We start from the raw sequence: 19187 nt of genomic DNA on the forward strand, positions 1-19187 counted from the left end.
GCTCCGGGCCTTCTTTACCGCCCGTTCATGAGATTTCCCCGCGTGCCCGACGCCATCTTGCGCCTCGCCCTGCCTTCGCCCCTGCGCCGCCTGTTCGACTACCGTGCCCCGGCCGGCGTCCTGCGAGCCCAGTTGCACCCGGGCATGCGCCTGCGAGTGCCCTTTGGTCGCCGGGAGATGATCGGCATCCTGGTGGAGATCGCCGACAGCAGCGAAGTCCCCGCCGAGAAACTCAAACCGGCCCTCGCCCTGCTCGACGCCACCCCACCGCTGCCGCCCGCGCTGTTCAAACTGTGCCTGTGGACCTCGCAGTATTACCAGCACAGCCTCGGCGACACCCTGAGCTGGGCACTGCCGGTGCTGCTGCGCCAGGGCGAGCTGGCCGAGGCGCGCCAGGAGCGCTTCTGGTCGGTCAGCCCCGGCGCCAAGCTGGACGATCCGCGTATCGCCCGCGCGCCACGCCAGCGGGAAGCCCTGGCGACCCTGGCCCAGCACCCCCACGGCGTCGCCCATCAGTTGCTGAGCAAGTTGATGCTGAGCAAGGACAGCCTCGACCTGCTGCTGGCCAAGGAGCTGGTCCAGGTCGAGATCCGCAAGCACGCCCCCGAAGCGCGCCATGAACACTGGCTGGCGCAGCCGGAACTGCCCCTCAACCATGAGCAGCGCGCCGCCTACGAGGCCATCCGCGCGGGTTTCGACAGCTACCACGCGTTCCTGCTCGCAGGCGTTACCGGCAGCGGCAAGACCGAGGTCTACCTGCAACTGATCCGCGAAACCCTGGAAGCCGGCAAGCAAGCCCTGGTGCTGATCCCGGAGATCAACCTCGGGCCCCAGACCCTGGCGCGTTTCGAACAGCGCTTCAATGCACGCATCGCCCTGCTGCACTCGGCCGTCAATGACCGCGAACGCCTGGACGCCTGGCTGGCGGCGCGGGACGGCGATGCCGACATTATTATCGGCACCCGCTCGGCGCTGTTCACGCCGATGAAGAACCCCGGGCTGATCATCATCGATGAAGAACACGACGGCTCCTATAAACAGCAGGAAGGCCTGCGCTACCACGCCCGCGATCTGGCCCTGGTGCGCGCGCGCCAGGAAAACATTCCGATCGTCCTCGGCTCCGCCACGCCGTCCCTGGAAAGCCTGCACAACGCCTACACCGGCCGTTATGGCCTGCTGCGCCTGACCGAGCGCGCCGGCGGCGCCAAGCAACCGCGCTTTTTGCGCCTCGACGTCAAAAGCCGCCCTCTGGACAGCGGCATCTCCGGGCCGATGCAGCAGGCCATCGGCCAGACGCTTGCCGCCGGCCAGCAGGTGCTGGTGTTTCTCAACCGCCGCGGCTTTGCGCCGACCCTGCTGTGCCACGACTGCGGCTGGATGTCCGAATGCAACCGCTGCGATGCGCGGATGACCGTGCACCAGCGCTCCGGCGAACTGCGCTGTCACCATTGCGGCCATGTGGAGCGGGTTCCGCGGCACTGCCCGCAGTGCGGCAAGGTCGATTTGCGTCCGGTGGGCGCCGGCACCGAGCGCGCCGAGGAGCGCCTGGGGATTCTGTTTCCCGATTTCCCGGTGCTGCGGGTGGATCGCGACAGCACCTCGCGCAAGGACGCGATGAACCAGTTGTTCGCCACCATCCAGAAGGGCCACCCGTGCATCCTGGTGGGCACGCAGATGCTCGCAAAGGGCCATCACTTCCCCCGGGTGACCCTGGTGTCGATCCTGGATGCCGACGGCGGGCTGTTTTCCGGTGACTTCCGCGCCAGCGAACGCATGGCCCAGTTGATCGTCCAGGTCGCCGGCCGTGCCGGACGCGCCGAGGAGCCGGGCAAGGTGATCATCCAGACCCACCTCGCCGACCACCCATTGCTGGTGCAACTGACCGAACAGGGTTATTTCGCCTTTGCCGAACAGGCCCTGAGCGAGCGCCGCGCCGCCGGGCTACCGCCCTTTGCGCACCTGGCGCTGCTGCGGGCCGAAGCCCACAAACCGGGGCAGGCCGAGGGGTTTCTCGATGAAGCCTGCAGCGAAGCCGAACGCCTGCTCGCCGAGTACAACCTGGGCGGCATCGAGCTGTTGGGCCCGGTACCGGCGCCGATGGAGCGCCGCGCCGGGCGTTATCGCGCGCAGCTGCTGCTGCAGGCCAACGCCCGCGCGCCCCTGCACCGCCTGCTGAGCAGTTGGCTGCTGGTGCTGGAGCAGATGCCCAGCGGGCGCCAGGTGCGCTGGTCGCTGGATGTGGATCCCGTCGATCTATATTGATAAGCCTGTGGCGCGGGAGCTTGCTCCCCCAGCACCGGTTAATCGTCCGTCCGGGGCGTGCGAAGGTTGGCAAGCCTGCCCCGGCAACGGATAATGCCCAGTTTTTCCACCTGCGCATCGAAGCGCCGCCGCGCCTGCGGTCGAAAGAGAAGACCATGAAAGACACCATTCGCCAGCTCATCCAGCAAGCCATCACCCAACTCGTCAACGACGGTGTGTTGCCAGAAGGCCTGACGCCGGCGATCCAGGTAGAAAACACGCGCGACAAGACCCACGGCGATTTCGCCAGCAATATCGCCATGATGCTGGCCAAGCCGGCCGGCATGAAACCGCGAGACCTGGCGGAAAAAATCATCGCCGCGCTGCCGGCCGATGGCAGCGTGACCAAGGCCGAAATTGCCGGCCCAGGCTTCATCAACTTCTTCCAGAACACCCAGGCCCTGGCCAGCCGGCTGGATGCGGCCCTGGCCGATGAGCAGGTTGGCGTACGGAAGGCTGGCCCGGTACAACGCACGGTGGTCGACCTCTCGGCGCCAAACCTGGCCAAGGAAATGCACGTTGGCCACCTGCGTTCGACCATCATCGGCGACGGCGTGGCGCGGGTCCTGGAGTTCCTCGGCGATACCGTGATCCGCCAGAACCACGTTGGCGACTGGGGCACCCAGTTCGGCATGCTGATGGCCTACCTGCAGGAAAACCCGATCACCAGCGAAGAGCTGTCGGACCTGGAAAACTTCTACCGCGCCGCCAAGCAGCGCTTCGACGAGTCTGCGGAGTTCGCCGACCGCGCCCGTGGGCTGGTGGTCAAGCTGCAAGCCGGCGACCCGGACTGCCTGGCGCTGTGGACCAAGTTCAAGGACATCTCGCTGTCCCACTGCCAGAAGATCTACGAGCTGCTCAACGTCAAACTGACCATGGCCGACGTGATGGGCGAAAGCGCCTACAACGACGACCTGATCAACGTGGTCAATGACCTCAAGGCCAAGGGCATGCTGGTCGAGAGCAAAGGCGCCCAGTGCGTGTTCCTCGACGAGTTCAAGGACGCTGATGGCGAGCCGCTGCCGGTGATCATCGTCAAGGCCGACGGCGGCTACCTCTACGCCACCACCGACCTGGCCGCCGTGCGTTACCGCAGCGGCGTGCTCAAGGCCGACCGCGCGCTGTATTTCGTCGACCAGCGCCAGGCCCTGCACTTCCAGCAGGTGTTCGCGGTAGCACGCAAGGCCGGCTTCGTGACCCACCCGATGGAAATGGAGCACATGGGCTTCGGCACCATGAACGGCGCTGACGGCCGTCCATTCAAGACCCGTGACGGCGGCACCGTGAAGCTGATCGACCTGCTGACCGAAGCCCGGGAGCGCGCCTACACCCTGGTCAAGGAAAAGAACCCGGAACTGGCCGAGAACGAACTGCGCAACATCGCCCGCGTGGTGGGTATTGGCGCGGTCAAATACGCCGACCTGTCCAAACACCGCACCAGCGACTACAGCTTCAACTTCGACCTGATGCTCAATTTCGAAGGCAACACCGCGCCTTACCTGCTGTACGCCTACACCCGTGTCGCTGGCGTATTCCGCAAGCTGGGCAAGGACTTCAGCCAGGTCGAAGGGCAGATCGTGCTCGAAGCCGCTCACGAGCAGGAACTGGCGGCCAAGCTGGCGCAGTTCGGTGAAGTGCTCAACAGCGTTGGCGAAAAAGGCACGCCGCACATTCTCTGCACCTACCTGTACGATGTGGCCGGCCTGTTCTCCAGCTTCTACGAGAACTGCCCGATCCTGAACGCCGAAACCCCGGCTCAGATGCAGAGCCGCTTGCGCCTCGCCGCACTGACCGGCCGCACACTCAAGCAAGGCCTGGAACTGCTGGGTCTGGAAACTCTGGAGCGCATGTAAGTTGGCTGCCAAGAAAAAACCTGCACCCAAGCGTGGCGCCAGCCGTTACCAAGCTCCTGCGAAGAAACCGATCCCGGGCTGGCTGTGGCTGGCCATCGGCCTGACCGTCGGCGCGTTTATCGTGTTCCTGATGAAGCTGGAGCCAGGCAAGGGCGACAACGTCAAACGGGAAAAGCTGGAGCAGCAAAAGGCCAGCAAGATCGCCGAGGCCAACAAGACCCCGCCGAGCCCGCAGCAACCGGTGAAGCCGAAATACGACTTCTACACCCTGCTGCCGGAATCGGAAGTGATAGTGCCGCCTGAGGCCGTGCCGGAGAAAACCCTGCCGACGCCGCAGACCACTCCCACCACTCCGGTCACCCCAGCCGAAGCGGCGAAGATCGACACCGCCCGCGCACAGGCGGCGCTGGCCGGCATCACCCCGCCGCCGCCACCGCCCGTGGCCAAGGCCGCAGCGGTCACCAAGTTCTTCCTGCAGGCGGGCTCGTTCCGCAAGGAAGCCGACGCCGACAAGGTGCGCGCACAGATCATCCTGCTCGGGCAGTCGGTGGCCGTGGAGTCGGGCACGGTCAAGGACGAGACCTGGTATCGGGTGCTGGTCGGTCCGTTCAGCAACCGCGAGCAACTGACCACCGCACAGAAACAACTGGCCGGCGCCGGCTTCAGCAACCTGCTGCTGCAACAGCGCCAAAGCCGCTAAGCCAATCCGTGGCGGGGGTATGGCTCAATACCCTCACCACCGTATTCGCCCGTAGCCACTGCCGAGACACGAAGCAGCGCTGGCCATCAGGACCGCCGCTGGAGCATCAGTGAAAGCCACGCAGTCCCTCCCGCCTGCGGCAGCGGCTACAACGTGCGGCTGCGCTGTCTGGCAAGTCACACTCTGTGACATTAGACCCGTCTCACCGCTCGTCTCTATCCCCGCCCCACGGTTGAAAAACCTCTCACCACCCCCATATGAGTTTCCATCAGGGCATTTTCGCCCCGCAGCGTGGAGACTCTCCCTTGACCACCATCGTTTCAGTTCGCCGCCACGGCAAAGTCGTCATGGGCGGCGACGGCCAGGTTTCTCTGGGCAATACCGTGATGAAAGGCAACGCCAAAAAAGTGCGCCGCCTGTACCACGGTGAAGTCATTGCCGGCTTCGCCGGTGCCACCGCTGACGCCTTCACCCTGTTCGAGCGCTTCGAAGGCCAGTTGGAAAAACACCAGGGCCATCTGGTCCGCGCCGCTGTCGAGCTGGCCAAGGAGTGGCGTACCGACCGTTCCCTGAGCCGCCTGGAAGCCATGCTCGCCGTGGCCAACAAGGACGCTTCCCTGATCATCACCGGCAACGGTGACGTGGTCGAACCCGAAGACGGCCTGATCGCCATGGGTTCCGGCGGCGCCTTCGCCCAGGCCGCAGCCAGCGCCCTGCTGAAGAAAACCGACCTGTCGGCCCGGGAAATCGTTGAAACCGCCCTCGGCATCGCCGGCGATATCTGCGTATTCACCAACCACAACATCACCATTGAGGAGCAGGATCTCGCGGAATAAATCCGCTACAGGCCCAGGGCCACGGTATTTATTCTTGCTTGAGGACCGCCAACTACTATGTCCATGACTCCCCGCGAAATCGTCCACGAACTCAACCGCCATATCATCGGCCAGGACGATGCCAAGCGCGCCGTCGCCATCGCCCTGCGTAACCGCTGGCGCCGGATGCAGCTGCCGGAAGAGCTGCGCGTTGAAGTAACCCCCAAGAACATCCTGATGATCGGCCCGACCGGCGTCGGCAAGACCGAAATCGCCCGCCGCCTGGCCAAGCTGGCCAATGCACCGTTCATCAAGGTCGAAGCGACCAAGTTCACCGAAGTCGGCTACGTCGGCCGCGATGTCGAGTCGATCATCCGTGACCTGGCCGATGCCGCGATCAAGCTGTTTCGCGAGCAGGAAATCATCAAGGTTCGCCATCGCGCCGAAGATGCTGCCGAAGAGCGCATTCTCGACGCCCTGCTGCCCCCGGCACGCATGGGTTTCAGCAGCGACGACGCTCCCGCCCAGGACTCCAACACCCGCCAGCTGTTCCGCAAGCGCCTGCGCGAAGGGCAACTGGATGACAAGGAGATCGAGATCGAAGTGGCGGAAAGCGCCGGCGTCGATATCTCCGCGCCACCGGGCATGGAAGAAATGACCAACCAGCTGCAAAGCCTGTTCGCCAACATGGGCAAGGGCAAGCGCAAGAACCGCAAGCTCAAGGTCAAGGAAGCGCTGAAGCTGGTGCGCGACGAAGAAGCCGGGCGCCTGGTCAATGATGAAGAATTGAAAGCCAAGGCCCTGGAAGCGGTCGAGCAGCACGGCATCGTGTTCATCGACGAAATCGACAAGGTCGCCAAGCGCGGCAACTCGGGCGGCGTCGACGTCTCCCGGGAAGGCGTACAGCGCGACCTGCTGCCGTTGATCGAAGGCTGCACGGTCAATACCAAACTGGGCATGGTCAAGACCGACCACATCCTGTTCATCGCCTCCGGTGCTTTCCACTTGAGCAAACCGAGCGACCTGGTCCCCGAGTTGCAAGGCCGGCTGCCCATCCGCGTCGAACTCAAGGCCCTGACCCCCGGCGACTTCGAGCGCATCCTCAGCGAGCCCCATGCTTCGTTGACTGAGCAGTATCGCGAGTTGCTGAAAACCGAAGGCCTGGCCATCGAGTTCCTGCCCGACGGCATCAAGCGCCTGGCGGAAATCGCCTGGCAGGTCAACGAGAAGACCGAGAACATCGGTGCGCGCCGTCTGCACACCCTGCTCGAGCGTCTGCTCGAAGAGGTGTCGTTCAGCGCCGGTGACCTGGCCAGCGCCCATGGCGAAGAGCCGATTCGCATCGACGCCGCCTACGTCAACAGCCACCTCGGCGAATTGGCGCAGAACGAAGACCTGTCGCGCTACATTCTTTAAGCGACCCGTGACGAGCGCCAAGCTGCAAGTTGACCGCGGTCATCTTGTGGCTTGCAGCTCGCAGCTTTAAGCTGCCCCCCATGACCAAACTCCCGACTGCCATCAACCTGCACAAAGCCTCGAAAACCCTGACCCTGACCTATGGGCCGGACGAGGTCTATCACCTGCCCGCCGAGCTGTTGCGCGTGCACTCTCCTTCCGCCGAGGTCCAGGGCCACGGCAAACCCATCCTGCAATGGGGCAAGATCAACGTCGGCCTGACCAAGGTCGAACCGGCCGGCCAGTACGCACTGAAATTGACCTTCGACGACGGTCATGACAGCGGCCTGTTCACCTGGGACTACCTGTACCAGTTGGCAGTGCGCCAGGACACGCTGTGGAACGATTATTTGGCCGAGCTCAAAGCGGCTGGAAAATCCCGCGATCCGAGCGAGTCGATCGTCAAGCTGATGCTCTAGCTCAAGCCTCCAACTGATTAGAACGCATTTTCTAATTTCATCTGTTTGAATGCTTGGCCGCAGTGCCATGCATTGGCCTGCTTGCGAAAAAAATTAAACTCGGGTAACCAATGGAGCTGGCAAGTTCCCTGCAATGCTTTGTGCAGCAACAAAGCAGCGATGTGGAATCAACGGTCACCCGAGCAGTAGTACCTGGCATCTTTGCTGTGTGACTACACAGCAGGTCTGGTACTCGTCTCAGGACAATGGAGCGTCGTAGATGAGTAACAAGAATAACGATGACCTGAAAGCCCAAGCCTCGGAAAACACCCTGGGGCTAAATCCGGTCATTGGCTTGCGTCGAAAGGATCTTCTTGGCTCTGCTCGCATGGTGCTCACCCAGGCCATCAAACAACCGCTGCACAGTGTCAAGCACGTCACCCATTTCGGTCTTGAACTGAAAAACGTACTGTTCGGCAAATCGCAATTGCAACCGGCTGGCGATGACCGCCGCTTCAATGATCCGGCCTGGAGCCAGAATCCGCTCTACAAGCGTTACCTGCAAACCTACCTGGCGTGGCGCAAGGAGCTCCACGACTGGATCGACGACAGTAACCTCTCGCCCAAAGACATCAGCCGCGGGCATTTCGTGATCAACCTGATGACCGAAGCCATGGCCCCGACCAACAGTGCGGCCAACCCGGCGGCGGTCAAGCGCTTCTTCGAAACCGGCGGCAAGAGTCTGCTCGACGGCCTGTCACACCTGGCCAAGGACCTGGTGCACAACGGCGGCATGCCCAGCCAGGTCAACATGGACGCCTTCGAGGTCGGCAAGAACCTGGGCACCAGCGAAGGTGCGGTGGTGTTTCGCAACGACGTGCTGGAATTGATCCAATACCGCCCAATCACCGAACAGGTGCACGAGCGCCCGCTGCTGGTGGTGCCGCCGCAGATCAACAAGTTCTATGTCTTCGACCTCAGCCCGGACAAAAGCCTGGCGCGCTTCTGCCTGCGCAACAACGTGCAGACCTTTATCATCAGTTGGCGCAACCCGACCAAGGCCCAGCGCGAGTGGGGCCTGTCGACCTATATCGAGGCGCTCAAGGAAGCGGTCGATGTGGTCACCGCGATCACCGGCAGCAAAGACGTGAACATGCTCGGCGCCTGCTCCGGCGGCATTACCTGCACCGCCCTGCTCGGGCACTACGCCGCGATCGGTGAGAAGAAGGTCAACGCCCTGACCTTGCTGGTGAGCGTGCTCGACACCACCCTGGACAGCGATGTGGCGTTGTTTGTCGACGAGCAGACGCTGGAGGCGGCCAAACGCCACTCCTACCAGGCCGGTGTCCTGGAAGGGCGCGACATGGCAAAAGTCTTCGCCTGGATGCGTCCCAACGACCTGATCTGGAATTACTGGGTCAATAACTACCTGCTGGGCAACGAGCCGCCGGTGTTCGACATCCTGTTCTGGAACAACGACACGACCCGGCTGCCGGCGGCATTCCACGGCGACCTGATCGAGATGTTCAAAAACAACCCACTGATCCGGCCCAATGCACTGGAAGTGTGCGGCACGCCGATCGATCTGAAACAAGTCACCGCCGACATCTTCTCCCTGGCCGGCACCAACGATCACATCACGCCGTGGAAGTCCTGCTACAAGTCTGCCCAGCTGTTTGGCGGCAATGTCGAGTTCGTGCTGTCCAGCAGCGGCCATATCCAGAGCATTCTCAACCCGCCGGGCAACCCCAAGTCGCGTTACATGACCGGCACCGGAATGACCGACAAAGCCGACGACTGGCAGGAAAACTCCACCAAGCACACTGACTCCTGGTGGCTGCACTGGCAGGCCTGGCAGGCCGAGCGCTCGGGCAAGCTGAAAGCGTCGCCGACCGCCCTGGGCAACAAGAAGTTCGCCGCCGCCGAAGCCGCACCCGGCACCTATGTCCACGAGCGGTAAACCGTCCGCCGGCAATGACCAACCCGGCACCTGGAGGTGCCGTCAGCCTTACTTTTCGACGAGGCGGATACCCACCTCGGGTCATCCGGATTCAGCCACGATGGCGGCTCCGGCGGTTTAATTCACAGGGTCCAGGCATGCCTCAACCGTTCATATTTCGTACCGTCGATCTGGATGGACAGACCATCCGCACCGCCGTACGCCCAGGCAAGCCTCACTTGACCCCGCTGCTGATTTTCAACGGCATCGGCGCCAACCTGGAGCTGGTGTTTCCGTTCGTCCAGGCCCTGGACCCGGACCTGGAAGTCATCGCGTTCGATGTGCCAGGCGTCGGCGGTTCCTCGACGCCCAGCCACCCTTACCGCTTTCCCGGCCTGGCCAAGCTCACCGCGCGCATGCTCGATTACCTCGACTATGGCCAGGTCAATGCGGTGGGCGTGTCGTGGGGCGGCGCCCTGGCCCAGCAGTTCGCCTACGACTATCCCGAGCGCTGCAAGAAGCTGGTGCTGGCCGCTACCGCCGCAGGCGCCTTCATGGTCCCGGGCAAGCCCAAGGTGCTGTGGATGATGGCCAGTCCACGGCGCTACATTCAGCCCTCCCACGTGATTCGCATCGCACCGATGATCTATGGCGGCGCCTTTCGTCGCGATCCGTCCCTGGCCGCAGAACACGCGGCCAAGGTGCGTTCGGCTGGCAAACTGGGCTACTACTGGCAATTGTTCGCCGGCATGGGCTGGACCAGCATCCACTGGCTGCACAAGATCCATCAGCCGACCCTGGTGCTGGCCGGTGACGACGACCCGCTGATCCCGCTGATCAATATGCGCCTGCTCGCCTGGCGCATCCCCAATGCTCAGTTGCACATCATCGACGACGGCCATCTGTTTCTGATCACCCGGGCCGAAGCGGTTGCACCGATCATCATGAAATTTCTCCAGGAGGAGCGGCAGCGGGCCGTGATGCATCCGCACCCGACGCCTTTCAGCGGTACGTGAGAAGGCGCACGTCGAACAGGACTTCGCGCGCAAGTTGGCCCGGGACCGACTATGTTGTCTGTCTTGGATTGGTGTGCTTGTTGATGGTGACGAAGGAGTGTTGACTCATGCGAGAAAAACCAGCGACAGGCTCGTTGACGACGCCCGCCGCGTTTATCAATGCTCAAAGCGCGATCACCGGCCTGCGCGGCCGAGATCTGTTGTCGACGCTGCGCAACGTGGCCGCTCACGGCCTGCGTAACCCCCTGCACAGCGCCCGGCACGCCCTGGCCCTGGGCGGCCAATGGGGCCGGGTACTGCTGGGGGAGACCCTGCACAAACCCAACCCCCAGGACAGTCGGTTCGCCGACCCGACCTGGAGCCTGAACCCCTTCTATCGGCGCAGCCTGCAGGCTTACCTGAGTTGGCAAAAGCAGACCAGGAACTGGATCGACGACAGTGGCATGAACGACGACGACCGCGCCCGTGCGCATTTCGCCTTCACCTTGCTCAATGACGCCATCGCCCCCTCCAACACCTTGCTCAACCCGCTGGCGATCAAGGAGCTGTTCAACTCCGGCGGCAACAGCGTGGTTCGCGGTCTTGGCCATCTGGTGGACGACCTGTTGCACAACAACGGCCTGCCCAGCCAGGTCACCAAACAGGCTTTCGAGATCGGCAAGACCCTGGCCACCACTCCAGGCTCGGTGGTGTTTCGCAACGAGCTGCTGGAGCTGATCCAGTACAAGCCGATGAGCGAGAAACAATACGCCAAGCCCTTGCTGATCGTGCCGCCGCAAATCAACAAGTACTACATTTTCGACCTCAGCCCGGCCAACAGCTTCGTCCAGTTCGCCCTGAAAAACGGCTTGCAGACCTTCATGATCAGTTGGCGCAACCCGGATATCCGCCACCGAGAATGGGGGCTTTCCAGCTACATCGAAGCAGCCGAAGAGGCGATGAATGTGTGCCGGGCGATCACCGGCAGCCGCGAAGTGAACCTGATGGGCGCCTGCGCCGGTGGCCTGACCATCGCTGCCCTGCAAGGCCACTTGCAGGCCAAGCGCCAATTGCGCCGGGTGTCCAGCGCCAGCTACCTGGTCAGCCTGCTCGACAGCCAGATGGACAGCCCCGCAACCCTGTTCGCCGACGAACAGACCCTGGAAGCCGCCAAGCGCCGCTCCTATCAGCAAGGGGTGCTGGACGGCCGGGATATGGCCAAAGTCTTCGCCTGGATGCGCCCCAACGACCTGATCTGGAATTACTGGGTCAACAACTACCTGCTGGGCAAAGAGCCACCGGCTTTTGACATCCTCTACTGGAACAATGACAACACCCGCCTGCCGGCCGCGCTGCACGGCGACCTGCTGGACTTCTTCAAGCACAACCCGTTGAGCCATGCCGGGGGCCTGGAGGTCTGCGGCACACCGATCGACCTGCAGAAGGTCAATGTCGACAGCTTCAGCGTGGCCGGGATCAACGATCACATCACGCCCTGGGACGCGGTGTATCGCTCGACCCTGCTGCTGGGCGGCGAGCGGCGCTTCGTGCTGTCCAACAGCGGCCACGTGCAGAGCATCCTCAACCCGCCGAGCAACCCCAAGGCCAACTACGTTGAAAACCCCAAGCTCAGCAGCGACCCGCGCGCCTGGTACTACGACGCCAAGCACGTCGATGGCAGTTGGTGGACTCAGTGGCTGGGCTGGATTCAGGAGCGTTCCGGCGTCCAGCGCGAAACCCAGATGACCCTCGGCAACCAGAACTATCCACCCATGGAAGCGGCACCCGGCACTTACGTGCACGTACGCTGAACAACCCTGGCGCCACGCCCGCCAGCGGGCCGTGGCCTGACGGAACAATCAAGAAGACTGGATGAAAACCCGCGACCGGATCCTCGAATGTGCCCTGCAATTGTTCAACCAAAAGGGCGAACCCAATGTCTCGACCATGGAAGTTGCCAATGAAATGGGGATCAGCCCCGGCAACCTCTACTACCATTTCCACGGCAAGGAGCCGTTGATCCTGGGCCTGTTCGAGCGCTTCCAGAACGAGCTGACCCCCTTGCTGGACCCGCCCGCCGACGCGTTGCTGGCTCCAGAAGACTATTGGCTGTTTTTGCACCTGATCGTCGAGCGCCTGGCGCACTACCGCTTCCTGTTCCAGGACCTGTCGAACCTGGCCGGTCGCCTGCCGAAACTGGCCAGGGGCATTCGCAACCTGCTCAATGCCCTCAAACGCACCCTGGCGTCCTTGCTGGCCCGACTCAAGGCGGCCGGTCAATTGGTCAGCGACACCCAGGCCCTGGGCCAACTGGTGGAACAGATCACCATGACCTTGCTGTTTTCCCTGGACTACCAGCGCATCCTCGACCGCGAAGGCGAGGTGCGGCTGGTGGTGTACCAGATCATGATGCTGGTGGCGCCGCACTTGCTGCCGCCGGCCAAGATGGCAACCGAACAGATGGCACGCCAGTATCTGGACCAGCATGAATAAGCCACTGTCGGCAGTGCTGACCGGCAAGCAGTGCATTCAAGGATTCAAGCCCTGGCGGGCAGCAACAAAAACGCCCGACCTTTGCAGGCCGGGCGTTTTTGCAAAACCTGAAAAGATCAGGTTTGACTGGTTGGCGTCACTGGAGTTGGCGCGGCAGTCGGGGTTGCAACCGGGGTCGGAGCCGACGAGGAGTTCGCTGGGCTGACCGGGGCGGCAGGTTTTGCTGCAACAGCAGGCTTTGGCGCCGCTGCTTTTGGAGCGGCGGGTTTGGCCGCAGCAGGTTTCTTGGCTACCGGCTTTTTCGCCGCGGCCGGCTTGGCTGCCGGTTTGACCGCAGGCTTGGCAGCAGCTGCCGGTTTGGCGGCGGCTGTTTTAGCGGCGGGCTTCGCAGCAGGTTTAGCTGCTGGCTTGGCTGCCGGCTTGGCGGCTACTGGTTTGGCCGCGGGTTTGGCGGCAGGTTTCGCGGCGGCGGTCTTGGCGGCAGGTTTGGCTGCCGGTTTAGCCGCTGCGGTCTTGGCGGCAGGTTTTGCAGCTGGCTTGGCAGCGGGTTTAGCAGCAGCCTTGACCAGTGGCTTGGCGGCGGGTTTGGCAGCCGGCTTGGCCGCTGCAGTTTTAGCCGCAACGGGCGCCACCTTGGCACCTGTGAGTTTTTCGATTTGCTTGGTCAGGGTATCGACCTTGCTGTGCAGGGCCTTGACCTCATTGCGGCTTGGCACGCCGAGGCGCGAGATGGCACTGTTCAGACGCTTGTCGAACGCACCTTCGAGTTCGTCCCACTTGCCCAGTGCACGGTCTTTGACATCACTGATACGCGACTTGGCAGAGCTGGCGGAATCCTTGGCGGATTCAACTTTCTTGCCGACCGCACTTTTAGTCAGTTTCTCGGCTTTCTCGCCATCTTTGACCAGGGTCTCGAAGAGTTTGCTGCCGTCAGTGTCAATCTTCGAGTACACGCCTAAACCAGCAAGCCAGATTTTGCGGGAGTAGTCTTCGACTTTCCCGATCCACGAGCTGCCTTCTTTTTCAGTATTCTTTTTACCAGCCATCCCGTTCTCCTTAATGTTTACGCGCGACACGTTCGAGCAATGCCGTCAGCTCATCGAGCTTAGCAGAGAGTGTCTCAACGTCATGTTTAGACGGAATGCCGATGCGATTCAAGGCACTTGCGACGCGCGTGTCAAAAGCCTTTTCGACTTTATCCAGTTGCACTTCAACTTTGCCTTTGAGACTGGTGACATCACCCTTGACGTTGTCGATTTGACTGTTGGCAGCATCAAGTTGTTCAGTCACAACTTTTTTGCCCTTCTTTTCAACAACTTGACCTTCCTTGATGAGTTCCTGGAAGTACTCGCTGCCTTCCTGTCCGACCTTGGCGTAGGCACCCAGGCCTGCCAGCCAGATCTTGCGGGCATAGGATTTGACTTCACTCAGAGCAGTCGACGAAACATCAACTTTTTTCTTCAGAATTACTTTGGCCATGGTGCACCTCACGCGCAGAAGGTTGGAGGAACTGCCCACAGAAAATGGGGCTGAAGCACAAAGTAGTGAGAAAAATTAGAATCGGCACCCTAACCACTGCAACAAAACAGTGAAGCAACTTGATAGGGGTGCTGGCTTACCGGTGGTGTTCAATCAGCGCCATTGCAACGCCTGCGATGGCCGGCAAGCCAGTTGCTGTAACAGACAATCAGGCCAGAGCTTTATCCATAGCCTTTTCGATTTCCGACTTGATGGTGCCGCTCATGGCGGACATCAACAGTCCCAGTTCAACATCAATCCGGATCAACTCCTCGCCCACGTGCACCGTGCCTTTGACTCCGGAACGCTTGAGGTTCAGGGTGTCGCCCGACCACTTGGGTTCCAGGCCATATTGGTCGGCCAGTTTCTGCGCCAGTTGCTCAGCCTTTTCACGGGCTGCTTCCTTGCCCAGGCCATGGGCACGTTCAACAGTAATACGGGCCATTAAATAACTCCTGATTTATCGGGACTTGCCTGAAGCATCTTGACCGTGGCTGCGTCAAAACGTCTCGGCGGCGCACTATCTTACATTCAGCCTTGCCAAGACAAAGGCCGCCACCGGGATTAGAATGTCCCGCATTCTCTTTTGGTGACAGCGATATGACTGATCAGCGCAAAGGCAGCGATGCCGAACCCACCACACACTTCGGCTTCAAGAACGTTCCAGAAAGCCAAAAGGCGGAAAAAGTCGCTGAGGTGTTCCACTCGGTAGCCGCCAAGTACGACCTGATGAACGACCTGCTGTCGGGCGGGATGCACCGTTTGTGGAAGCGCTTTGCCATCGAGCTGTCGGGCGTACGCAGCGGCAACCGCGTATTGGACATCGCCGGTGGCACTGGCGACCTGACTAAGAAGTTCTCGCACCTGGTTGGCCCGACCGGCCAGGTAGTACTGGCTGATATCAACGCATCCATGCTCAAGGTCGGTCGCGACCGTCTGCTGGACCTCGGTGTGGCCGGCAATGTCGAATTCGTCCAGGCCGATGCAGAAAAACTGCCGTTCCCGGACAACCATTTCGACTGCGTGACCATCGCCTTCGGCCTGCGCAACGTCACCCACAAGGAAGACGCCCTGCGCTCGATGCTGCGTGTACTCAAGCCCGGTGGCCGCCTGCTGGTGCTGGAGTTCTCCAAGCCGACCAACGCGCTGATGTCCAAGGCCTATGACGCGTATTCGTTCGCCTTCATGCCGTTGATGGGCAAGCTGATCACCAATGACTCGGAAAGCTACCGTTACCTGGCCGAATCGATCCGCATGCACCCGAATCAGGAAACCCTGAAATCGATGATGGTCGAGGCCGGTTTCGACCGCGTGACCTACCACAATATGACCGCGGGCATCGTCGCCCTGCATCGCGGCATCAAGCCCTGATGTTGCTCAGCGGCCTGCTCGCCAGCGTCGAACTCGGCGTCAATCGCGTGCTGCGCCTCGACAGCACGGCCCTGCCGCGCCTGCAACAACTGAGCGGCAAGGTGATCGCGGTCGACTGCCGCAACCCGGCGTTGCAGCTGTTTATCCTGCCCAGTGATGAAGGCCTGATGCTGGCCGCGCACTGGGCCACCGATGCCGACTGCACCTTGCGGGCCCCGGCCTCAAGCCTGCTAAAGCTGGCCCTGAGCAAAGACAAGACCACAATCCTGCATGGTCCCGAGGTCGAGCTGGAAGGCGACAGCGGCGTGCTCCTGGAACTGGCGGCGATCCTCCAGGACCTCGACCTGGACTGGGAATACGAGCTGTCGCGCTGGCTTGGCCCGGTCACCACCTCGCTGTTCAGCGGCCATGTGCGCAGCCGGGCCCGCTGGTATCAGCAAGGGTTCGCCAGCCTCAATCAGAACCTGGGTGAATACCTGGCCGAAGAATCACGCACCCTGGTAGGCCAGCGCGAAGCCGAAGCCCGGTTTAGCGAGCTGGACCAGATCAAACTCGACCTGGAACGTCTTGAGGCGCGCTTCGAGCGCCTTTCCCGATCCCTTGATCCAAGCGATAACGCATGAAGCTGCTCGCCGTCCGCCGTTTGTTGCGCATCCAGCGCGTCGTGATTCGTTACCGCCTCGATGACCTGCTGTTTGCCCTGCCCCTGCCCTGGTTTCTCCTGGCCCTGCGCTACGCCCTGCCCTGGCGCTGGCTGCCGCGCAAACCGCTGGAGCTGAGCCGGGGTGCGCGCTTGCGCCTGGCACTGCAGGACCTGGGGCCGATCTTTATCAAGTTCGGGCAGATCCTCTCCACCCGCCGCGACCTGCTCCCCGAAGACATCGCCGATGAACTGATGCGCCTGCAGGACCGCGTGCCGCCGTTCGACTCGCAAAAGGCCGTGGCGCTGATCGAGCAGCAGTTGGGCAAGAAGATCAGCGACGTCTTCAGTCGCTTTGATATCGAGCCCCTGGCCTCGGCTTCGGTGGCGCAGGTACACGCCGCGCAGCTCAAAAGTGGTGAAGAGGTGGTGGTCAAGGTCATCCGCCCGGGCCTCAAGCCGATCATCGCCCAGGACCTGGCGTGGCTGTTCATCCTGGCCCGCACTGCGGAAAAACTCTCGGCCGACGCACGCCTGCTGCACCCGGTGGACGTGGTCAGCGACTACGAAAAAACCATCTACGACGAACTCGACCTGCTGCGCGAGGCGGCCAACGCCAGCCAGCTCAAGCGCAACTTCGAGGGCTCGTCGCTGCTGTATGTGCCCCAGGTCTACTGGGACTGGTGCCGCCCCAAAGTGCTGGTGATGGAGCGTATCTACGGGATCCAGGTCACTGACCTCGCGACCCTGGCCGACCAGCGCACCGACATGAAGATGCTTGCCGAGCGCGGTGTGGAGATTTTCTTCACCCAGGTGTTCCGCGACAGCTTCTTCCACGCCGACATGCACCCGGGCAACATTTTCGTCAGCACCGTCAACCCGTGGAGCCCGCAATACATAGCGATCGACTGCGGCATCGTCGGCAGCCTGACGCCCGAGGACCAGGACTACCTGGCGCGCAACCTGTTCGCCTTTTTCAAGCGCGACTACCGCCGCGTGGCCCAGTTGCACATTGACTCCGGCTGGGTGCCGGCGGAAACCAAACTCAACGAATTCGAAGCGGCGATCCGCACCGTGTGCGAACCGATCTTCGAAAAACCGTTAAAGGATATTTCCTTCGGCCAGGTGCTGATGCGCCTGTTCCAGACGGCGCGGCGCTTCAATATGGAAGTCCAGCCGCAACTGGTGCTGCTGCAAAAGACCCTGCTCAACATCGAGGGCCTGGGCCGCCAGCTGTACCCGGACCTGGACCTGTGGAACACCGCGCAGCCTTTCCTCGAACGCTGGATGCGCGAGCGGGTCAGCCCGAAAACCCTGCTGGGCAACCTCCACAGCCAGGTCGAACAACTGCCGCACCTGGCCAACATGACCCGCGACCTGCTCGAACGCATGTCCCAACCCCACGCCAAGGATCCGCCGCCGCCCTGGCATCAGCGCAAGGACGACTGGTTCCTGCGCCTGCTGGGCTGCGCCCATCTGGCCGGCGGCGCGATCCTCGCGGTCGGTGGCCCGTTGAACGAACTGGGGCACTGGCCGGCGGGAATCATGATTGCGGTCGGCCTGTATCTGGTCGTTCGCCGATAGCCAGTGACGCAGTCGGCTGGCAAACTGTTCAAATCGCCGAGGCGCAACCATCGGGTTGAACCTGGTAGTCGGAGTCGAAGATGAAAGATTGGCTGGACGAGATCAAATGGGACGCTGACGGCCTGGTGCCGGCCATCGCCCAGGATCACAAGACCGGGCGCGTGCTGATGATGGCCTGGATGAACCGCGAGGCCCTGAGCCTGACCGCCGCCGAGAACCGTGCCATTTACTGGTCACGTTCGCGCGGCAAACTGTGGCGCAAGGGCGAAGAGTCCGGGCACGTGCAGAAGCTCCACGAAATGCGCCTGGACTGCGACGCCGACGTGATCATCCTGATGGTCGAGCAAGTCGGCGACATCGCCTGCCACACCGGCCGCCATAGCTGCTTCTACCGCGTTCACCAGAACGGCGAGTGGAAGACCGTCGAACCGGTCCTCAAAGACCCGCATGCGATTTATTCGGCAGGACACTGAACATGAATGACACCCTGAACCGTCTGGCACAGGTGCTGGAAGAGCGCAAAGGGGCCGCGGCCGACAGTTCCTATGTCGCCAGCCTGTACCACAAGGGTCTGAACAAGATTCTGGAGAAAGTGGGCGAAGAGTCGGTCGAAACCATCCTCGCCGCCAAGGACGCCGCCATCAGTGGCGACTGCAGCGATGTGATCTACGAAACCGCCGATTTGTGGTTTCACAGTATGGTCATGCTCGCCCAACTGGGGCAGCATCCGCAGGCCGTTCTCGATGAGCTGGATCGTCGCTTCGGTTTGTCCGGGCACGCCGAGAAGGCCTCGCGCCCATCCGCCTGAACCACACTTTAGAGAGGAAAACGCAGCATGGGCATTTTTGACTGGAAACACTGGATCGTCATCCTGGTTGTCGTGGTACTGGTATTCGGCACCAAGAAACTGAAGAACCTGGGCACTGATGTCGGCGAATCGATCAAGGGCTTTCGCAAGGCCATGAACGACGATGAAAAGCCTGCCGAGCCTGTGGTACCGCCGACCGCGCAGCCCGTGCCACCGGTGCAACCACACACCACCGCGCCGCTGAGCCAACCGCACACCATTGACGTGCAGGCCCAAAAAGTCGAAGAGCCGACCCGCAAAGACTCGTGAGCACTGAC

Annotated in this window: 19 protein-coding genes; 16 read left to right on the forward strand and 3 right to left on the reverse strand. The window is 61.9% G+C overall.

Annotation, left to right across the window (positions count from 1 at the left end):
- The first annotated feature begins 42 nt into the window (after positions 1–42).
- From AC19YX_RS11055 to AC19YX_RS11100, 10 genes are all read left to right on the forward strand, one after another.
- Positions 43–2262, forward strand: coding sequence for a primosomal protein N' (locus AC19YX_RS11055; protein WP_500606246.1), 2220 nt, complete (start codon positions 43–45; stop codon positions 2260–2262).
- 155 nt (positions 2263–2417) lie between these two features.
- Complete coding sequence (gene argS / locus AC19YX_RS11060; protein WP_500606247.1) at positions 2418–4154, forward strand: arginine--tRNA ligase; 1737 nt, start codon at positions 2418–2420, stop codon at positions 4152–4154.
- Position 4155: 1 nt separating this feature from the next.
- Positions 4156–4854: an SPOR domain-containing protein gene (locus AC19YX_RS11065; protein WP_078469445.1), complete on the forward strand. Its 699-nt coding sequence runs from the start codon at positions 4156–4158 to the stop codon at positions 4852–4854.
- 305 nt (positions 4855–5159) lie between these two features.
- Complete coding sequence (gene hslV / locus AC19YX_RS11070) at positions 5160–5690, forward strand: ATP-dependent protease subunit HslV (protein WP_020299467.1); 531 nt, start codon at positions 5160–5162, stop codon at positions 5688–5690.
- A gap of 57 nt (positions 5691–5747) precedes the next feature.
- Entirely contained in the window at positions 5748–7085 is a 1338-nt protein-coding gene (gene hslU / locus AC19YX_RS11075; RefSeq protein ID WP_020299468.1) for an ATP-dependent protease ATPase subunit HslU, read from the forward strand.
- A gap of 80 nt (positions 7086–7165) precedes the next feature.
- Positions 7166–7543 (forward strand): gamma-butyrobetaine hydroxylase family protein, encoded by a 378-nt coding sequence (locus tag AC19YX_RS11080; RefSeq protein ID WP_078469444.1) that lies wholly within the window; start codon positions 7166–7168, stop codon positions 7541–7543.
- A gap of 259 nt (positions 7544–7802) precedes the next feature.
- Complete coding sequence (phaC, locus tag AC19YX_RS11085; RefSeq protein WP_078469443.1) at positions 7803–9482, forward strand: class II poly(R)-hydroxyalkanoic acid synthase; 1680 nt, start codon at positions 7803–7805, stop codon at positions 9480–9482.
- A 137-nt stretch (positions 9483–9619) separates the two neighbouring features.
- Positions 9620–10477 (forward strand): poly(3-hydroxyalkanoate) depolymerase, encoded by an 858-nt coding sequence (gene phaZ, locus AC19YX_RS11090; RefSeq protein WP_078469442.1) that lies wholly within the window; start codon positions 9620–9622, stop codon positions 10475–10477.
- A gap of 107 nt (positions 10478–10584) precedes the next feature.
- Positions 10585–12267: a class II poly(R)-hydroxyalkanoic acid synthase gene (gene phaC / locus AC19YX_RS11095; RefSeq protein ID WP_201129117.1), complete on the forward strand. Its 1683-nt coding sequence runs from the start codon at positions 10585–10587 to the stop codon at positions 12265–12267.
- A gap of 61 nt (positions 12268–12328) precedes the next feature.
- Positions 12329–12949 carry a TetR/AcrR family transcriptional regulator gene (locus AC19YX_RS11100; protein WP_078469440.1) on the forward strand — a complete coding sequence of 207 codons (621 nt, stop codon included), beginning with the start codon at positions 12329–12331 and terminating at the stop codon, positions 12947–12949.
- Between the two features lie 116 nt (positions 12950–13065).
- Here the strand turns inward: AC19YX_RS11100 and AC19YX_RS11105 are convergent, their stop codons facing one another.
- The 3 genes from AC19YX_RS11105 to AC19YX_RS11115 all read right to left on the reverse strand — a co-directional run bounded on the left by AC19YX_RS11105 (position 13066) and on the right by AC19YX_RS11115 (position 14912).
- Complete coding sequence (locus tag AC19YX_RS11105) at positions 13066–13995, reverse strand: phasin family protein (RefSeq protein WP_078469439.1); 930 nt, start codon at positions 13993–13995, stop codon at positions 13066–13068.
- A 10-nt stretch (positions 13996–14005) separates the two neighbouring features.
- Positions 14006–14428, reverse strand: a complete 423-nt coding sequence (locus AC19YX_RS11110) for a phasin family protein (protein WP_020299475.1) — start codon at positions 14426–14428, stop codon at positions 14006–14008.
- Positions 14429–14636: 208 nt separating this feature from the next.
- On the reverse strand, positions 14637–14912 hold the full coding sequence (locus AC19YX_RS11115; RefSeq protein ID WP_078469438.1) for a polyhydroxyalkanoic acid system family protein: 276 nt from the start codon (positions 14910–14912) through the stop codon (positions 14637–14639).
- Positions 14913–15067: 155 nt separating this feature from the next.
- On the opposite strand from AC19YX_RS11115, the gene ubiE reads away from it, so the two are divergent.
- From ubiE to AC19YX_RS11145, 6 genes are all read left to right on the forward strand, one after another.
- Positions 15068–15838: a bifunctional demethylmenaquinone methyltransferase/2-methoxy-6-polyprenyl-1,4-benzoquinol methylase UbiE gene (gene ubiE, locus AC19YX_RS11120; RefSeq protein WP_020299477.1), complete on the forward strand. Its 771-nt coding sequence runs from the start codon at positions 15068–15070 to the stop codon at positions 15836–15838.
- Positions 15838–16461: a ubiquinone biosynthesis accessory factor UbiJ gene (locus AC19YX_RS11125; protein WP_078469437.1), complete on the forward strand. Its 624-nt coding sequence runs from the start codon at positions 15838–15840 to the stop codon at positions 16459–16461. The genes ubiE and AC19YX_RS11125 overlap by 1 nt, the downstream gene beginning before the upstream one ends.
- Positions 16458–18062 carry a ubiquinone biosynthesis regulatory protein kinase UbiB gene (ubiB, locus tag AC19YX_RS11130; protein WP_201129113.1) on the forward strand — a complete coding sequence of 535 codons (1605 nt, stop codon included), beginning with the start codon at positions 16458–16460 and terminating at the stop codon, positions 18060–18062. The genes AC19YX_RS11125 and ubiB overlap by 4 nt, the downstream gene beginning before the upstream one ends.
- A gap of 80 nt (positions 18063–18142) precedes the next feature.
- Positions 18143–18535, forward strand: a complete 393-nt coding sequence (hisI, locus tag AC19YX_RS11135) for a phosphoribosyl-AMP cyclohydrolase (RefSeq protein WP_201129112.1) — start codon at positions 18143–18145, stop codon at positions 18533–18535.
- Between the two features lie 2 nt (positions 18536–18537).
- Entirely contained in the window at positions 18538–18870 is a 333-nt protein-coding gene (locus AC19YX_RS11140; RefSeq protein WP_020299481.1) for a phosphoribosyl-ATP diphosphatase, read from the forward strand.
- A 27-nt stretch (positions 18871–18897) separates the two neighbouring features.
- On the forward strand, positions 18898–19179 hold the full coding sequence (locus tag AC19YX_RS11145) for a twin-arginine translocase TatA/TatE family subunit (RefSeq protein WP_078469434.1): 282 nt from the start codon (positions 18898–18900) through the stop codon (positions 19177–19179).
- Positions 19180–19187 lie beyond the last annotated feature (8 nt).

The organism is Pseudomonas sp. MF09150 (assembly GCF_059862355.1).

Coding starts and splice junctions, on each gene's coding strand:
- argS (WP_500606247.1), top strand. CDS start 2,418: ATGAAAGACACCATTCGCCAGCTCATCCAGCAAGCCATCACCCAACTC.
- hslU (WP_020299468.1), top strand. CDS start 5,748: ATGTCCATGACTCCCCGCGAAATCGTCCACGAACTCAACCGCCATATC.
- AC19YX_RS11080 (WP_078469444.1), top strand. CDS start 7,166: ATGACCAAACTCCCGACTGCCATCAACCTGCACAAAGCCTCGAAAACC.
- phaC (WP_078469443.1), top strand. CDS start 7,803: ATGAGTAACAAGAATAACGATGACCTGAAAGCCCAAGCCTCGGAAAAC.
- phaZ (WP_078469442.1), top strand. CDS start 9,620: ATGCCTCAACCGTTCATATTTCGTACCGTCGATCTGGATGGACAGACC.
- phaC (WP_201129117.1), top strand. CDS start 10,585: ATGCGAGAAAAACCAGCGACAGGCTCGTTGACGACGCCCGCCGCGTTT.
- AC19YX_RS11100 (WP_078469440.1), top strand. CDS start 12,329: ATGAAAACCCGCGACCGGATCCTCGAATGTGCCCTGCAATTGTTCAAC.
- AC19YX_RS11105 (WP_078469439.1), bottom strand. CDS start 13,995: ATGGCTGGTAAAAAGAATACTGAAAAAGAAGGCAGCTCGTGGATCGGG.
- AC19YX_RS11110 (WP_020299475.1), bottom strand. CDS start 14,428: ATGGCCAAAGTAATTCTGAAGAAAAAAGTTGATGTTTCGTCGACTGCT.
- AC19YX_RS11115 (WP_078469438.1), bottom strand. CDS start 14,912: ATGGCCCGTATTACTGTTGAACGTGCCCATGGCCTGGGCAAGGAAGCA.
- ubiE (WP_020299477.1), top strand. CDS start 15,068: ATGACTGATCAGCGCAAAGGCAGCGATGCCGAACCCACCACACACTTC.
- AC19YX_RS11125 (WP_078469437.1), top strand. CDS start 15,838: ATGTTGCTCAGCGGCCTGCTCGCCAGCGTCGAACTCGGCGTCAATCGC.
- ubiB (WP_201129113.1), top strand. CDS start 16,458: ATGAAGCTGCTCGCCGTCCGCCGTTTGTTGCGCATCCAGCGCGTCGTG.
- hisI (WP_201129112.1), top strand. CDS start 18,143: ATGAAAGATTGGCTGGACGAGATCAAATGGGACGCTGACGGCCTGGTG.
- AC19YX_RS11140 (WP_020299481.1), top strand. CDS start 18,538: ATGAATGACACCCTGAACCGTCTGGCACAGGTGCTGGAAGAGCGCAAA.
- AC19YX_RS11145 (WP_078469434.1), top strand. CDS start 18,898: ATGGGCATTTTTGACTGGAAACACTGGATCGTCATCCTGGTTGTCGTG.